Annotated in this window: 10 protein-coding genes; 7 read left to right on the top strand and 3 right to left on the bottom strand. The window is 70.4% G+C overall.

Translation table 11 applies throughout. The features are described from left to right. Positions 1–27: 27 nt before the first annotated feature. The 3 genes from Pmi06nite_RS02965 to aceB all read right to left on the bottom strand — a co-directional run bounded on the left by Pmi06nite_RS02965 (position 28) and on the right by aceB (position 4,301). Positions 28–1,479 carry an FAD-linked oxidase C-terminal domain-containing protein gene (locus Pmi06nite_RS02965; protein ID WP_203951233.1) on the bottom strand — a complete coding sequence of 484 codons (1,452 nt, stop codon included), beginning with the start codon at positions 1,477–1,479 and terminating at the stop codon, positions 28–30. A 46-nt stretch (positions 1,480–1,525) separates the two neighbouring features. Next, on the bottom strand, positions 1,526–2,605 hold the full coding sequence (locus Pmi06nite_RS02960) for a PDDEXK nuclease domain-containing protein (protein WP_203951232.1): 1,080 nt from the start codon (positions 2,603–2,605) through the stop codon (positions 1,526–1,528). A 109-nt stretch (positions 2,606–2,714) separates the two neighbouring features. Then, entirely contained in the window at positions 2,715–4,301 is a 1,587-nt protein-coding gene (aceB, locus tag Pmi06nite_RS02955; RefSeq protein WP_203951300.1) for a malate synthase A, read from the bottom strand. Positions 4,302–4,455: 154 nt separating this feature from the next. On the opposite strand from aceB, the gene Pmi06nite_RS02950 reads away from it, so the two are divergent. The 7 genes from Pmi06nite_RS02950 to holA all read left to right on the top strand — a co-directional run bounded on the left by Pmi06nite_RS02950 (position 4,456) and on the right by holA (position 13,891). Next, a complete protein-coding gene (locus tag Pmi06nite_RS02950; RefSeq protein ID WP_203951231.1) occupies positions 4,456–5,151 on the top strand; it encodes a DUF4097 family beta strand repeat-containing protein in 696 nt (231 codons plus the stop codon). 124 nt (positions 5,152–5,275) lie between these two features. Beyond that, positions 5,276–6,688, top strand: a complete 1,413-nt coding sequence (gene hflX / locus Pmi06nite_RS02945) for a GTPase HflX (protein WP_203951230.1) — start codon at positions 5,276–5,278, stop codon at positions 6,686–6,688. Positions 6,689–7,158: 470 nt separating this feature from the next. Then, positions 7,159–8,367, top strand: coding sequence for an imidazolonepropionase (gene hutI, locus Pmi06nite_RS02940; RefSeq protein WP_203951229.1), 1,209 nt, complete (start codon positions 7,159–7,161; stop codon positions 8,365–8,367). Between the two features lie 234 nt (positions 8,368–8,601). Beyond that, complete coding sequence (locus Pmi06nite_RS02935) at positions 8,602–9,447, top strand: DegV family protein (RefSeq protein ID WP_203951228.1); 846 nt, start codon at positions 8,602–8,604, stop codon at positions 9,445–9,447. A 331-nt stretch (positions 9,448–9,778) separates the two neighbouring features. Further along, complete coding sequence (locus Pmi06nite_RS02930; RefSeq protein ID WP_239113542.1) at positions 9,779–10,429, top strand: ComEA family DNA-binding protein; 651 nt, start codon at positions 9,779–9,781, stop codon at positions 10,427–10,429. Continuing rightward, positions 10,426–12,870, top strand: coding sequence for a ComEC/Rec2 family competence protein (locus Pmi06nite_RS02925; protein WP_239113540.1), 2,445 nt, complete (start codon positions 10,426–10,428; stop codon positions 12,868–12,870). The genes Pmi06nite_RS02930 and Pmi06nite_RS02925 overlap by 4 nt, the downstream gene beginning before the upstream one ends. A 55-nt stretch (positions 12,871–12,925) precedes the next feature. Further along, a complete protein-coding gene (gene holA / locus Pmi06nite_RS02920) occupies positions 12,926–13,891 on the top strand; it encodes a DNA polymerase III subunit delta (RefSeq protein WP_203951227.1) in 966 nt (321 codons plus the stop codon). Positions 13,892–13,923: the final 32 nt, after the last annotated feature.

Raw genomic sequence — 13,923 nt, 5'->3', positions numbered from 1 at the left:
CGGCCGGGGCCTGCGGGCGGGTGCTCATCAGAACTGCTCGGCCGCGCCGGACTCCACGAGCGGGTGGACGCCCCTGCGCACCCCGGGGACCTCCCCGCACAGCCGTGGGGTGGGGAAGACCTTGCCGGGATTGGACAGGCCCTTCGGATCGAAGGCGCACCGGACGAGTTGCATGGTGTCGAGGTCCTCCTCACTGAACATTCGCGGCATGTAGCGAGATTTATCAACACCGACGCCGTGTTCGCCGGTTATCGAGCCGCCGTGCTCGATGCACAGGTCGAGGATCCGGCCGCTGACGGTCTCGGCGCGCTCGCCCTGGCCGGGCACGGCGTCGTCGAACAGGACGAGAGGGTGGAGGTTCCCGTCGCCCGCGTGGAACACGTTCGCCACCCGGATGCCGAACTCCTCCTGGAGCCGGTCGATCCCGGCGAGGACCTCGGGCAGCGCCGTCCGCGGGACCACCCCGTCCTGGACGATGTAGGCGGGGCTGATCCGTCCCACGGCGGCGAAGGCCGATTTGCGGCCCTTCCAGATCGCGGCCCGCTCCTCCGCGGAGGCGGCGACCCGGATCTCGAAGGCGCCCGTCTCGCGGCAGATCCGCTCGACGGCGGCGAACTGGTGGTCCACCTCGGCGTGCGGGCCGTCTAGCTCCACCACGAGCACGGCCCCGGCCCCCTCGGGGTAGCCGCAGTGGACCGCGGCCTCGGCCGCCTCGATCGCCAGGGCGTCCATCATCTCGATGGCCGCCGGGACGATCCCCGCGCCGATGATCGCCGACACGGCCCGGCCGCCGCCCTCGATCCCGGTGAAGGCCGCGAGCACGGTCGTGACCGCCTCGGGCGTCCGCGACAGCCGTACGGTGATCTTGGTGGCGATTCCGAGCGTGCCCTCCGAGCCGATGAAGGCCCCGAGGAGGTCGTAGCCGGGATCGCGGTCCGACAGCTCGACGATCTCCCCCTGCGGGGTGACCAGTTCCACCCCGACGACGTGGTTGACCGTGAAGCCGTATTTCAGGCAGTGTGCGCCGCCCGAGTTCTCCGCGACGTTGCCGCCGATCGAGCAGATCTGCTGGCTGGAGGGGTCGGGCGCGTAGTAGTGGCCCTGGTCGCGGACCGCCTCGGTGATGGCCAGGTTCGTCACCCCCGGCTCGACCACCGCGCGCCGGTTGGGGATGTCGATCTCCAGGATCCTGCGCATGCGCGAGGTGACGATGAGCACTCCGTCGGTCCGGGGGAGGGCGCCGCCCGACAGCCCGGTCCCCGATCCCCTCGCCACGAACGGCACGCCGTACTCGTCGCACAGCCGCACCACGGCCGCGATCTGCTCGGCCGACTCCGCGAGCACGACGACGCCGGGGGTGGCCCGGTGATAGGTGAGCCCATCGCAGTCGTAGGTCCGCAGCCGTACGGGATCGGTGATCACCGAGTCCTGGTCCAGGATCTCGCTGAGCCGTGCGGTCAGCCGCTGGAGGGTGGACATCGCTACCGTTCCTCCTCGTGCGTCTGCGGCCCCGGGCCCTCGTCGTTCATGGGCCGGCCGGGCCTTCTGTGATGGTTCGCTCGAGAATGTCGTCTTCCCTTGAATCATCTCGCAGAGCAGGGGCGATGGCACCTGCCAGCTCCGCGGGCGTCGGAAGGGCCGCCTGGAGGTCGGCGGGCAACGTGTGCGGACCCACCGAGAGCGGCGAGATCATCGCGCCGAGCCTGTACTCGACCATGATCTGATCGCGCGAGGCGACCAGGAGGACGCCCAGCGTCGGCTCGTCCCGCATCCGGTCGCGGACCTGGTCGTCCACGGCGGCGACGCAGAGATCCAGCCGGTCGGTGTGCTCCGGGGCGAAGCCGTCGGTCCTGAGATCGACGACGACGTAGCGGTGCAACGTCAGGTGGTAGAAGAGCAGGTCGGCGAAGAACTCCTCGCCTCGGGCGGACAGGCGGCGCCGCCTGGCGGCGAACGCGAAGCCCACCCGGAGGTCCTGGAGGAACGTGACGACGGCGTCGACGATCCGCGCCTCGAGGTCGCGCCCGCGACGCTCGCCCCCGTCGAACAGTTCCCTGACGTAGGGGTCGGTGAGCATGTCCCGGACGCAGTCCCGGTCCTCCAGCGGGACCGTCCTGCCGGTGTCGTACAGGGGATGATCGGGCCGCAGGTGGAGCCCGCTCCGGATCATCATCGTCAGCGTGCTCCTGGCCCAGCCCTCGTGGGCCGCCTTCATGGCGTAGAACTCCCGGGTCGCGCGGTCGTCGAGCATGTCGAGCAGGACGACGACGTGACCCCACGGGATCAGCTCCATGGACTGCGGGACGAACTCCGGCCACGCGGCGGCGAAGGTCGTCATGCGGTGCAGGTTGGCCCGGGAGTACCCCCTGGCCCGGGGATATTCGGCCCTGATCTCGGCCGTCAGGCGGGCGAGGACCTCGTCGTACCGGCTGTCGCTCAGCCGGTGGCCGAGGATGTGGCGGCCGATGCGCCAGTACTGGTGGATCAGCTCGCCGTTGGCCGTGAGCGCCGACCGGTAGTGGCTCCTGGCGATCTCGCGAGTGATCGTCCGGGGCGGCTCCACGGGGCCCTCGGCGTGGTCGCCTGTCTCTCTGAATTCGGTCATGCTCCAGATGTAGCGACATCTGGAGGGATGCGCTCGTCTAGTCGTACACCGTTCGAGATCAGGAACCTTCCACCGGGCGGGGAGATTCCTGACCGTCGAATCGGTCATGTCATTGCATGCGGGCATATGCGGGGAGGGTAAGGAACTCCGCGAAATCGTCGTCGAGTGCGACTTCTTTGAACAGCGCGGTCGCCTGGGCGTACAGACCCTCGTCGTAGCCGGGTTCCCCGGCGATCTTCGCGAGCTCCTCGGTGATGATCCGTTCGACGAGCTCGCGGGTCACGACGGCGCCCGAGTCGGCGAGCTCGATGTCGTTGTGGATCCACTGCCAGATCTGCGACCGCGAGATCTCGGCCGTGGCCGCGTCCTCCATGAGGTTGTGGATGGCGACCGCGCCCAGCCCGCCCATCCACGCCGCCAGGTAGCGCAGCGCCACGTCGACGTTGTTGCGCAGGCCGGTCTCGGTGATCTGGCCGGGGGTCTTGGACACCGCCAGCAGGTCTTCGGCGGTGACGTGGACGTCCTCACGCAGGCGGTCGAGCTGGTTGGGGCGCTCGCCCAGCACGCCGTCGAAGACCTCACGGCAGATCGGCACCAGGTCGGGGTGGGCGACCCACGAGCCGTCGAACCCGTCGCCGGACTCGCGCGTCTTGTCGGCCCGCACCTTCTCCAGGGCGACCTTGTTCACCTCGGGGTCGCGGCGGGACGGGATGAACGCCGCCATGCCACCGATCGCGTGCGCACCGCGCTTGTGGCAGCTGCGCACCAGAAGCTCGGTGTAGGCGCGCATGAAGGGCGCGGTCATCGTCACGGAGTTCCGCTCCGGAAGCAGGAACTCCCGCCCGCGGGTGCGGAACTTCTTGATGACGCTGAACAGGTAGTCCCACCGGCCGGCGTTGAGGCCGGCGGAGTGGTCCCGCAGCTCGTAGAGGATCTCCTCCATCTCGAACGCGGCCGGGTACGTCTCGATCAGCACGGTCGCCCTGATGGTCCCGTGCGGGACGCCCAGCAGTTCCTGCGCGCGGACGAACACGTCGTTCCAGAGCCGCGCCTCGAGGTGCGACTCCATCTTGGGCAGGTAGAAATACGGTCCGCGTCCCTTGTCGAGCTGCCGCCGGGCGCAGTGGAAGAAGTACAACCCGAAGTCGAGCAGCGAGCCCGAGATCTCCGAGCCGTCGACGAGGACGTGCTTGTCCGGCAGGTGCCAGCCGCGCGGGCGGACCACCACCGTCGCGAGCTCCTCGTCGGGCTTGAGGACGTAGTCCTTGCCGCCCGAGGAGAAGTCGATCGTCCGGTCGAGGGCGTCCCGGAGGTTGAGATGCCCGCTGATCGTGTTCTCCCACGTGGGCGCGTTGGCGTCCTCGAAGTCGGCCAGCCACACCTTGGCGCCGGAGTTCAGCGCGTTGATGGTCATCTTGCGGTCGACCGGGCCGGTGATCTCCACGCGGCGGTCCTCGAGCCCGGGGGCGGGCGGAGCCACGCGCCACTCCGACTCGCGCACCTGCCTGGTCTCCGGCAGGAAGTCGAGTGTCCCGCCCGCGGAGAGCCGCGCCTGCCGTTCGTCACGTACGGCCAGCAGCTCCCTACGCGTCGTGTCGAACTCGCGATGCAGGGTAGCTACGAAGGCGAGTGCCTTGGGGGTGAGGATCTCGTCGAACCGATCGAGCAGGGGACCTGTGATCTCAACGCCTTCCATCGGCACCCTTTCCACGATACGGAAATATAGTTCTAAAAGGTGGAATCGACGCTACTCCACCGCTGATCCGAGGGTCAATGCAGGGGACGCGTCAGGGGCACTCTTGGGGATCTCCCTGATTGGGCGGGCCGTACCAGGCTGAAGAATCGGTGTCATGAGAAAGCAGAGCATGATCATGGCGGGAGTGGCCCTGGGCTCCGCCCTCACTCTCACCGCGTGCGGCACGGACCTCGATCTGGGCAAGGTCGGTTTCGGCGGCGAGCAGGCCGTCCAGTCCTACGACGTGACCGACGAGATCACGGCCCTGCACGCCAACACGGGGGCAGGCGAGATCGTCATCAACGAGTCCGACAGGACCGGCGTTCACGTCACCGAGACTCTGCACTGGCGGGGTGACAAGCCGCAGGACGGGCACCAGGTCGACGCCGGAACGCTCACGTTGCGCTACCGGTGCCACGACTGCTCCGTCGACTACGAGGTGGAGGTCCCCAAAGGCCTGGACGTGAAGGTCGACTCGGGGTCGGGGACGATCACCCTCCGCCAGCTGACCGGCCCGGTGAGCGCCGCGACGGGCTCCGGCGACATCGAGGCGAGGGGACTGGCCGGCCGTCAGGTGACCGCGACGACCGGGTCAGGCGAGGTCAAGCTGCGCTTCGCGGCCGCCCCCGACAACGTGCACGTCGAGACCGGCTCGGGCGAAGGAGCGGTCTGGGTGCCGTCCGGGTCCTACAACGTGACCGCCGACCCGGGTTCGGGGGAGAGGGAGGTCTCCGTGGTCCAGGACCCGTCGTCCCCCCGGACCGTCGTGGTCAAGACCGGTTCCGGCGACGCCCGGGTCCTCAAGGCGTGAAGGTCCCCCCGGGGCTCCGGGCCTGGCGGAACGCGGCACGACCATAACCAGATGCGGACATCGGGGCGTCGTGCAACCATCGATGGGAAGACACCAGGGGTGTCGGACCGTTCTCCTAGAAGAGATGACATATATGCATGACGAGCCCGAAGACCTGGCCATGGGCGAATACGAACTGGAAGAGCGCCAGGCGCTCCGCCGCGTGGCCGGTCTTTCGACGGAGCTCGAGGACATCACCGAGGTCGAATACCGCCAGCTGCGGCTGGAGCGGGTCGTCCTCGTAGGAGTCTGGACCAGCGGCTCCGTCTTCGACGCGGAGAACTCGCTGCAGGAGCTGAGGCTCCTCGCGGAGACCGCGGGATCGGACGTCCTGGAAGGGCTGATCCAGCGCCGTGACAAGCCCGACCCCGCGACGTACATCGGATCGGGGAAGGCGATCGAGCTGCGTGACACGGTGGCCGCCTCGGGCGCCGACACCGTGATCTGCGACGGCGAGCTCACCCCCGGTCAGCTGCGCCAGCTGGAGGAGATCGTCAAGGTCAAGGTCATCGACCGGACCGCGCTGATCCTGGACATCTTCGCGCAGCACGCCAAGAGCCGCGAGGGCAAGGCCCAGGTCGAGCTGGCCCAGCTCCAGTACCTGCTGCCGCGCCTGCGAGGCTGGGGCGGCAACCTCTCCCGGCAGGTCGGCGGCCGCGCCGCCGGCGGCGTCGGCATCGGCGGCCGTGGTCCCGGTGAGACGAAGATCGAGCTGGACCGGCGCCGGATCCGTGAGCGGATGGCGAAGCTGCGCCGTCAGATCAAGGGCATGTCGACGGCGCGCGAGACCATGCGGCACCACCGCCAGGCCCGCGAGGTGCCGGCGGTGGCGATCGCCGGCTACACCAACGCGGGCAAGTCGTCGCTGCTCAACCGGCTGACGGGTGCGGGTGTGCTGGTCGAGGACGCGCTGTTCGCGACCCTCGACCCCACCGTGCGCCGGGCCCGCACGCCCGAGGGCCGGCTGTTCACGCTCGCCGACACCGTCGGGTTCGTCCGGCACCTGCCCCACCAGCTGGTCGAGGCGTTCCGCTCGACCCTGGAGGAGGTCGGCGACGCCGACCTGATCCTGCACGTGGTGGACGGGTCGCACCCCGATCCCGAGTCGCAGCTCGCCGCCGTCCGCGAGGTGTTCTCCGAGATCGAGGGCGCGAGCGAGATCCCCGAGATCGTCGTGATCAACAAGGCCGACGCCGCCGACCCGGTGACGCTCGCCCGGCTGACCATGAAGGAACGGCGCAGCGTGGTGGTGTCCGCGCGCACCGGCTCCGGCATCGACGAGCTGATGACGATGATCGAGACCGAGCTTCCCCGCCTGGACCACGAGGTCCGGATGCTCGTGCCGTACGACAGGGCCGATCTGGTCGCGCGCGCCCACAAGGAGGGCGAGGTGCTGTCCCTCGAGCACACCGGTGACGGGACGATCCTGCACGCAAGGGTTCTCGGGGCGCTGTTCGCCGAACTGGACCGGGCCGCCAAGCCCGTCGAGACCGTCTGAGGGACGCTTTCCGTCCTCCCGACACGCCCCTGTGAGGGTCACGATTGGTTAGTGGCCCTCCGGGGGTGACCTTGGTACGATAACGCCAGCCTAACGAGACCTTATGGCGCGGGTAACAAAATGACACTAGAACGTGCTGTTACGCGTTGGCGAGTGCGAGGGCATCGGGTTCAAGCTGCGGGGAACGGCTGCCGGTGCGAAGTCGGGGACAGATGTGACGTATCAATACGGCTGTGGCGTATTGGCGTTCTTTCTCAATAGCCCTGTACATCCAGTCGACCTGTGAAATAACGTAACTGAACTGAAATCGCCCGGGTTCAAGATCCTGGCGATAGGGTCATCGCACAACAACCGGTGCGCGATGAGGCAGGAGACCCCCCAATGACGTCCGGACACGGAGCGGACCCAGTGGGCGCGGCGCCCATGAACTGGGACTTTGTCGTGTTCCGGGATGACGGGCAGGTGGTCGGATGACCGTTCGGCTGCTCACCAACATCGGCCGGCTCTGGACCGGTCACGACGTATGCAGCAACGCGGCCATCCTGGTCCACAACGACCGCATCGCCTGGGTCGGACGGGCGGCTGACCTGCCCCAGAGTGTTCCCGGGGTCGTCAACGACATCGTCGACGTCGACCATGTGGAGAACCTCGGCGGCGCCCTCGTCACGCCCGGTCTCATCGACGCCCACACCCACCCCGTCTACGCCGGGAACCGCTACGCCGAGATGGCGATGCGGTCGGGCGGCTCCACGGCCTCCGCGATCAACGCGGCGGGCGGCGGCATCGGCTCGACCGTCACGGTGACCCGCGGCACCGACCCGTGGACGTTGTGCAACGGCGTCCGCGAGAGGCTGCGCGAGTGGCTGCTGGCCGGAACGACGACCGTCGAGGCCAAGACGGGCTACCACCTGACCCGCGACGGAGAACTGGCGGACGTCCGCCTGCTGCGCGAGCTCGAGAAAGAGCCGATGATGCCGCGGGTGCACGTCACGTTCCTGGCCGCTCACGTGGTCCCGCCGGAGTACTTCGGCCGCCAGCGTGACTACGTCGAGGCCGTCGCCACCTGGTGCGCGGACGCCGCCGCCGCGGGGGCCGACAGCGTGGACGTCTACTGCGACGACGGCCACTTCAGCGTCGACGAGGCCCGCTGGGTGCTCGCCTCCGGCCGCAACGTCGGCCTCCTTCCCCGCGTGCACGCGGGCGCCTACAACCGCCGCGGCGCGGTCCAGTTGGCCGCCGAGATGGGATGCTCGTCCGCCGACCTGCTCCACCACACCTCTGACGAGGACATCGCGCTGATGGGCAGGTACGGCGTGCCGGCCGTCGTCTGCCCTGCCACCGCCCTGCAGGGTGGCAGCCTTCCCCCGGTGCGCCGCATGATCGCCCAGGGCGTCCCGATCGCGCTCGGCAGCGACCACAACCCGGGTCACTGCGGCATCACCTCGATGGCCCTGGTGATCAGCCTGGCCGTGTCGGCGTTCGGGATGAGCGTGGGGGACGCGCTTCGCGCGGCGACGCTGGGCGGAGCCCAGGTGTTGGGCGCCCCCGACCGCGGCATCCTCGCGCCGGGTCGCCTGGCGGACATCGTGCAGTGGGACGCCGACCACGAGGGCGCGTTCGCCTGGTCGTACGGCCTCAAGCCCCGCCGGGTCTGGCGTGGCGGCACCCCCGTCCAGTAACCTCAGCTCACCCCCGCATCCCTTGCGCGTGATCATGCACAGGTTCGGCCGAACCCCCGCCGACCTGCCCCTCCCTTGGGCGTGATCATGCATGGATTCGCCGGCAGCGCGCATGACCTGCGGCGATGCGCTTCGTGATCATGCGCACTTTCGCTTATGTGTGCTCTCACCTGCGAAGACACATTCCGTGATCATGCACGTGCCCAGCGGATCGGGAGGGGTTACTCTCTCGATATGTCCTCGATGATCGCTGTCGTCACGGATTCCACCGCGTATCTGGGTGAGGCTGAGGCGGTCAGGTGGGGCGTCGCCGTCGTCCCGCTGCAGGTCGCCTACGACGATCAGATCCTTGAGGACCGGACCCCGATCGACGCCGCCGCCGTGGCGAGCGCTCTACGTGGAAGGGCCACCACGTCGCGGCCGTCGCCGCAGGTGTTCGCCGATGCCTACGAGCAGGCTGCCGCGCGGGGGGCGACGGGCGTCGTGTCCATCCATCTTTCTGGCGATATGTCGGGCACGGTGGACTCCGCCCTCATCGCCGCGCGGGACGCACCGATTCCCGTCGAGGTGATCGACAGCCGGTCCGTCGCGATGGGACTCGGGTTCCCCGTGCTGGCCGCGGCCCAGGCGGCCCAGCGGGGGGCTGCGCTCGCGGAGGTCGTGTCCGCGGCGAGGCGATGCGCCGACGTCACCCGCACGTTCTTCTACGTCGACACGCTCGAGCACCTCCGGCGGAGCGGCCGCATCGGCGCCGCCGCCAACCTCGTCGGCTCCGCGCTGGCGATCAAGCCGCTGATGCATCTCGGCGATGGTGCGATCACCGTCCTGGAGAAGGTACGTACGGCGGGGCGCGCGATCGCCCGCCTTGAGGACCTGGCGGTCGGGGCGGCCACGGACGGGCCGGTGAACGTGGCGGTGCAGCATCTGATGGCGTCCGCACGCGCCGACGCGCTCGCGGAGAGTCTGAGCACGCGGTTGCCGAAACTCGCCCGCATGATGGTCGTCGAGGTCGGGCCGGCGCTCGGCGCCCATGTCGGCCCGGGATTGCTGGGTGTGACGATCTCCCCGACGGCCCAGTGAGCGCCAGGTCTCGGCGGCGCCGCGGTTTCCACAGGCATCCGGTCATCCACAGAGCGCCGTTCCGGCGGAGGCGGAACACCCGCCCGCACCTAGCGTCTCCCGCGTGCGAACCACGCAGCAGGCGGCTCATCGCGTCGCCGCAGAGGCACGTCTGCGCTGTCTGACAGCGTCGGCGCGGTCCGGGCCGCCGGCTGCTCCGCCACGCTCCTCGCCAGGCTCGCCACCGTCACTCAGCCCGCCACCGTCGTTCGGCTCACTCCATGAGGCTCGTACGGCTGCCGCGACGCGTGAGGCTGACGAACCCGGCCCATCGGAGGAGGAACCACCGACCGTGGACACACTCGGGGCGCGGATACGCGGGCGCCTGTCCGGGACGGTGCCGCTGCTCGATCCTGGCGTGCCGGGTCTCAGGGCGCTCGTCGTCCTCGGCGCGCTCGCGGCGATCGCGGCCGGCATCTTCGCGTTGCGGTCGCGGCCGGTGGCCGAGCCGTTGGCCCCTCCCGCACCTGTGAGCGTGGCCTCGGTCGTGGCTTCCCCGTCGCCGACGACGAGTGTGGTCGTGTACGTGACCGGCAAGGTGCGGCGACCGGGGGTGCTGTCGCTGGTGACGGGGTCCCGGGTCGCCGACGCCATCGAAGCCGCCGGCGGGGTCCGGCCGGGTGCGAAGCCGGGTGCCGTGAACCTGGCGCGACGTCTCGTGGACGGCGAGCAGATCGTGGTGGGTTCTCCCACACCGATGACTCCCGGCGGCGGCTCCGTTGCGGGCGCGGCGGCAGGGTCGGCGGCGGGCGGCCTCATCAGCCTCAACTCGGCGACGGCGGAGCAGCTCAACGGCCTACCGGGGGTCGGCGACGTGCTCGCCGCGCGCATCATCGAGTTCCGCGAGGCCCACGGCGGGTTCCAGAGCGTCGACCAGTTGCGCGAGGTGTCCGGGGTCGGAGAGAAGCGGTTCTCGGAGATGAAGGACAGGGTCGCCCTGTGACCGCCGGGCAGGCCGATCCCGGAGGCGGCCCGACGCCGAAGCCCGGGATGGCGCACTCGCTGCTGCTGGTCGCACCCGCTCTGGCGTCCTGGGCGGCGGCGCTCGTCCTGCTGGGGCAACCGGCCGTCGTCGGAGCGGTGGTAGCGGTCACCGCCGCCGTCGCGGCGGCGGCGTGCTGGGCCCTTTGCCCGCGTGCTTCCAGACCGTCCGGCCTGCGAACACGGAGGACATGGCGGTGGGCCCTGGGCGCGAGATCTCCTGCTTTCCGGAACGTGGTCGTGGGAGTCCTCGCCTGCCTGTCGGCCACCGCGGCGGTCGTGGCCTTCAAGGTGCACACCGTCAGCACCGGCCCGGTGCCCGGACTGGCGGCGCGGAGTGCCTCGGTGACGGCCGACGTCGTGATCACCGACGACCCTCGCGTCCGGCCCCATCGCGGTGGGGTCGCCCGCCGGGACAGCGCGGTCGTCGAGGCTCGGATGGTGTCCGTGAGCGCGGGCACGGCGCGGTTCGCCGTGGACGTCCCGGTCGTGTTGTTCGGGTCGGGGGATGGATGGAGTTCCCTGCTGCCGAGCCAGCGGGTCAGAGTGCGGGGGCGTCTGGGGCCCGCGGAGCCGGGCGAGCTCACCGCGGCCGTCATGCTCGTGCGCGGGCCTCCGCGATCCCTCTCCGGGCCCTCGGCGCCGCAGACGGTGGCCGGCGCGCTGCGCGCCGGCCTGCGGGAGGCCAGCGATGTGCTCTCTCCCGACCAGCGAGGTCTGCTGCCAGGCCTGGTGGTGGGCGACGTGTCACGCCTGGACGACCAGGTCAGGCAGGACCTCACAACGGCCGGGCTCAGCCATCTGACCGCCGTCTCCGGCGCCAACCTCGCCCTGATCGCGGGAGCCGCCCTCGCCCTCGCGAGGCTCGGAGGGCTCTCACTGCCGTTGCGCGCCCTCGTCGCGGTCGCCGCGATGGTGGGCTTCGCCGTGGTCGCGAGACCGTCTCCCAGCGTGCTGCGCGCACTCGTCATGGGGACGATCGCCGCCGTCGCACTCGGCACCGGCCGGCCGAAGGACGGGGTGGCCATCCTCTCGGCCACCGTGCTCGGCCTGATCCTCTTCGATCCGGGACTCGCCAGGCAGTACGGCTTCGCCCTGTCCGTCTTCGCTACCGGCGGCATCCTGGTCCTCGCCCCGCCCTGGCGCGAACGTCTGGCGGAGCGGATGCCCGTGCTCGCCGCCGAGGCGATCGCGGTGCCCGCCGCGGCCCAGGCGGCCGTGACCCCGGTGCTGGTGCTGATGTCCGGCAGGATCGACCTGGTGGCGATCCCGGCGAACCTGCTCGCGGGGCCGGCCGTCGCACCGGCCACCGTGCTCGGCTTCGCCGCGGCGATCGTCGCTCCGTTGAGCATGGGCGCCGCGCAGATCCTGGTCCATCCCGCGGGCTGGGCGGTCGGCTGGATCATCGTCGTCGCCGAGCACGCCGCCGGGGTCCCCATGGCGACGATCGGCTGGCCGGGAGGTCCGGGCGGGCTGGTTCTCCTGGCGGTCGCGGCGGTGACCGCTTGGGCGCTGCTACGCGGACGGGCGCGCAGGCGGATCGCCCTCGCTCTGCTGGCGGGCGCACTGGTCGCCGTCCTGGTCGCCGGGCCGGTGGCCTCGCGGTGGCCGCCTCCGGGCTGGTTACTGGTGGCCTGCGATGTGGGCCAGGGAGACGCGCTGGCCGTATCGGCGGGGCCTGGCAAGGCCATAGTGATCGACACGGGCCCGGAGCCGGGACCGGTCGACCGGTGTCTGCGTGACCTCGATGTCCGGCAGGTGCCGTTGATGGTGCTCACGCATCCCCACCTCGACCACGTCGGAGGTCTTGAGGGAGCCATGCGAGGCAGAGCGGTGGGCGCGGCGCTGGTGAGCCCGGGCCGCGTCCCCGAGCGGGAGAGCGCCCGCGTCTCCTGGCGCCTGCGGACGAAGGGAGTCCCCGAATGGGTGATGCCGCCAGGGACGCGGTGGCGGTTCGGCGGCGCGGAGATCACCGTGATCGCCCCGTCCTCTGACGCCGCTCGTGAGGGTCCGGGGGAGGGAGCCATCGCGAACAACGCCAGCGTCGTGCTGCTCGTGCGCTGGTTCGAACCGGCGGGGAGGCTCCTCGGATCCGCGTTGCTCGCCGGAGATCTCGAGACCGAGTCGCAGGCCGTCCTGTCGCGTCTCGGGATCCCGCCCGTCGACGTCCTGAAGGTCCCGCATCACGGTAGCGGGCGCCAGGATCCGGGATTCCTGGCCGCCACCCGGGCGCGTGCCGCGCTGATCAGCGTCGGCGCAGTCAACGATTACGGGCATCCCGCCCCGTTGACGACGAACCGGCTCAGCCGGCTCGGCATGCGGGTCTACCGTACCGACCTGTCCGGTGACCTCGCGGTGACCGTCCAGGAGGGCCGGCTCGGGATCGTGCCGCGGAAGGGCTGAGATCCATACGCCGGCGGATGTGCCACACCCGGCGCGGCGTGGCATGCTGCCAGACATGGCGAACCCAGCTCCCGTGACCCTTGTCGTCGGCGACGAGGAGTTCCTCGTGGACCGCGCCGTCGGGTCGATCGTGTCGGCGGTGCGCGGGACCGACCCGGAGGCGGAGGTGCACGACCTCGTGGGAGGGAAGGTCGAGATCGGGGAGCTGACCCGGCTCGCCTCGCCGTCCCTGTTCGAAGACCGGTCTGTCGTCGTGATCCGCTCGGCTCAGGATCTCCAGAAGGACGTCATCGCCGAGATCGTGAAGTACACCGCTCACCCGGCGGACGACACCGTCCTGATCCTGGCCCACCCCGGCGGGGTCAAGGGCAAGGCCCTCGTCGACGGCGTCAAGAAGGCGGGCGCCGAGGTCGTCACCGTGGCCAAGCCGACGAAGCCGGGGGAGCGGCTGGACTTCATCAAGGCCGAGGTCAGGCGGCACGGCCGGACGATCGCCCCCGCCGCGGCCCAGGCGTTGCTCGACGCGGTGGGCAGTGACCTCCGCGAGCTGGCCGCCGCCTGCGGCCAGCTGGCGTTCGACACCTCGGGGAAGAACATCGACGAGGCCGCGGTCGCCCGCTACCACCGTGGCCGGGCCGAGGTCACCGGATTCGCCATCTCCGATCTCGCCGTCGAGGGACGGCTCGGCGAGGCGCTCGAACAGCTCCGCTGGGCAGTGGCCACCGGGGTGGCGCCGGTGCTGATCGTCAGTGCCCTCGCGGGGGGCCTCCGCTCACTTGCGAAGGTGGGGGGCGCGCCGCGAAACCTGCGCGGAGCTCAGCTCGCCGGCCACGTCGGGATGCCCCCCTGGAAGATCGACAGGGTCAAGCGCCAGCTCAGCGGATGGGGGCCGGAGGGCATCTCCATCGCCATGCAGGCGGTCGCGTCGGCCGACGAGCAGGTCAAGGGCGCCGGCACGGACCCGGCGTACGCCCTGGAACGCGCCGTCCAGGTCATCGCTGCCAGCCGTACCGGCCGCTGAGCCTCCGTACCGGCGGGCCGCGAACAGCTGAG

Origin of the sequence: Planotetraspora mira (assembly GCF_016863275.1) — a bacterium.
Taxonomy (GTDB): Bacteria; Actinomycetota; Actinomycetes; order Streptosporangiales; family Streptosporangiaceae; genus Planotetraspora; species Planotetraspora mira.
The sequence above is the reverse complement of the archived record's forward strand: the minus strand, read 5'-3'. Positions and strand labels throughout refer to the sequence as shown.

What these genes read in the sequence shown, in the direction of transcription:
- Pmi06nite_RS02965 (WP_203951233.1), bottom strand. Translation starts at nt 1,479, where the DNA reads ATGTCCACCCTCCAGCGGCTGACCGCACGGCTCAGCGAGATCCTGGAC.
- Pmi06nite_RS02960 (WP_203951232.1), bottom strand. Translation starts at nt 2,605, where the DNA reads ATGACCGAATTCAGAGAGACAGGCGACCACGCCGAGGGCCCCGTGGAG.
- aceB (WP_203951300.1), bottom strand. Translation starts at nt 4,301, where the DNA reads ATGGAAGGCGTTGAGATCACAGGTCCCCTGCTCGATCGGTTCGACGAG.
- Pmi06nite_RS02950 (WP_203951231.1), top strand. Translation starts at nt 4,456, where the DNA reads ATGAGAAAGCAGAGCATGATCATGGCGGGAGTGGCCCTGGGCTCCGCC.
- hflX (WP_203951230.1), top strand. Translation starts at nt 5,276, where the DNA reads ATGACATATATGCATGACGAGCCCGAAGACCTGGCCATGGGCGAATAC.
- hutI (WP_203951229.1), top strand. Translation starts at nt 7,159, where the DNA reads ATGACCGTTCGGCTGCTCACCAACATCGGCCGGCTCTGGACCGGTCAC.
- Pmi06nite_RS02935 (WP_203951228.1), top strand. Translation starts at nt 8,602, where the DNA reads ATGTCCTCGATGATCGCTGTCGTCACGGATTCCACCGCGTATCTGGGT.
- holA (WP_203951227.1), top strand. Translation starts at nt 12,926, where the DNA reads ATGGCGAACCCAGCTCCCGTGACCCTTGTCGTCGGCGACGAGGAGTTC.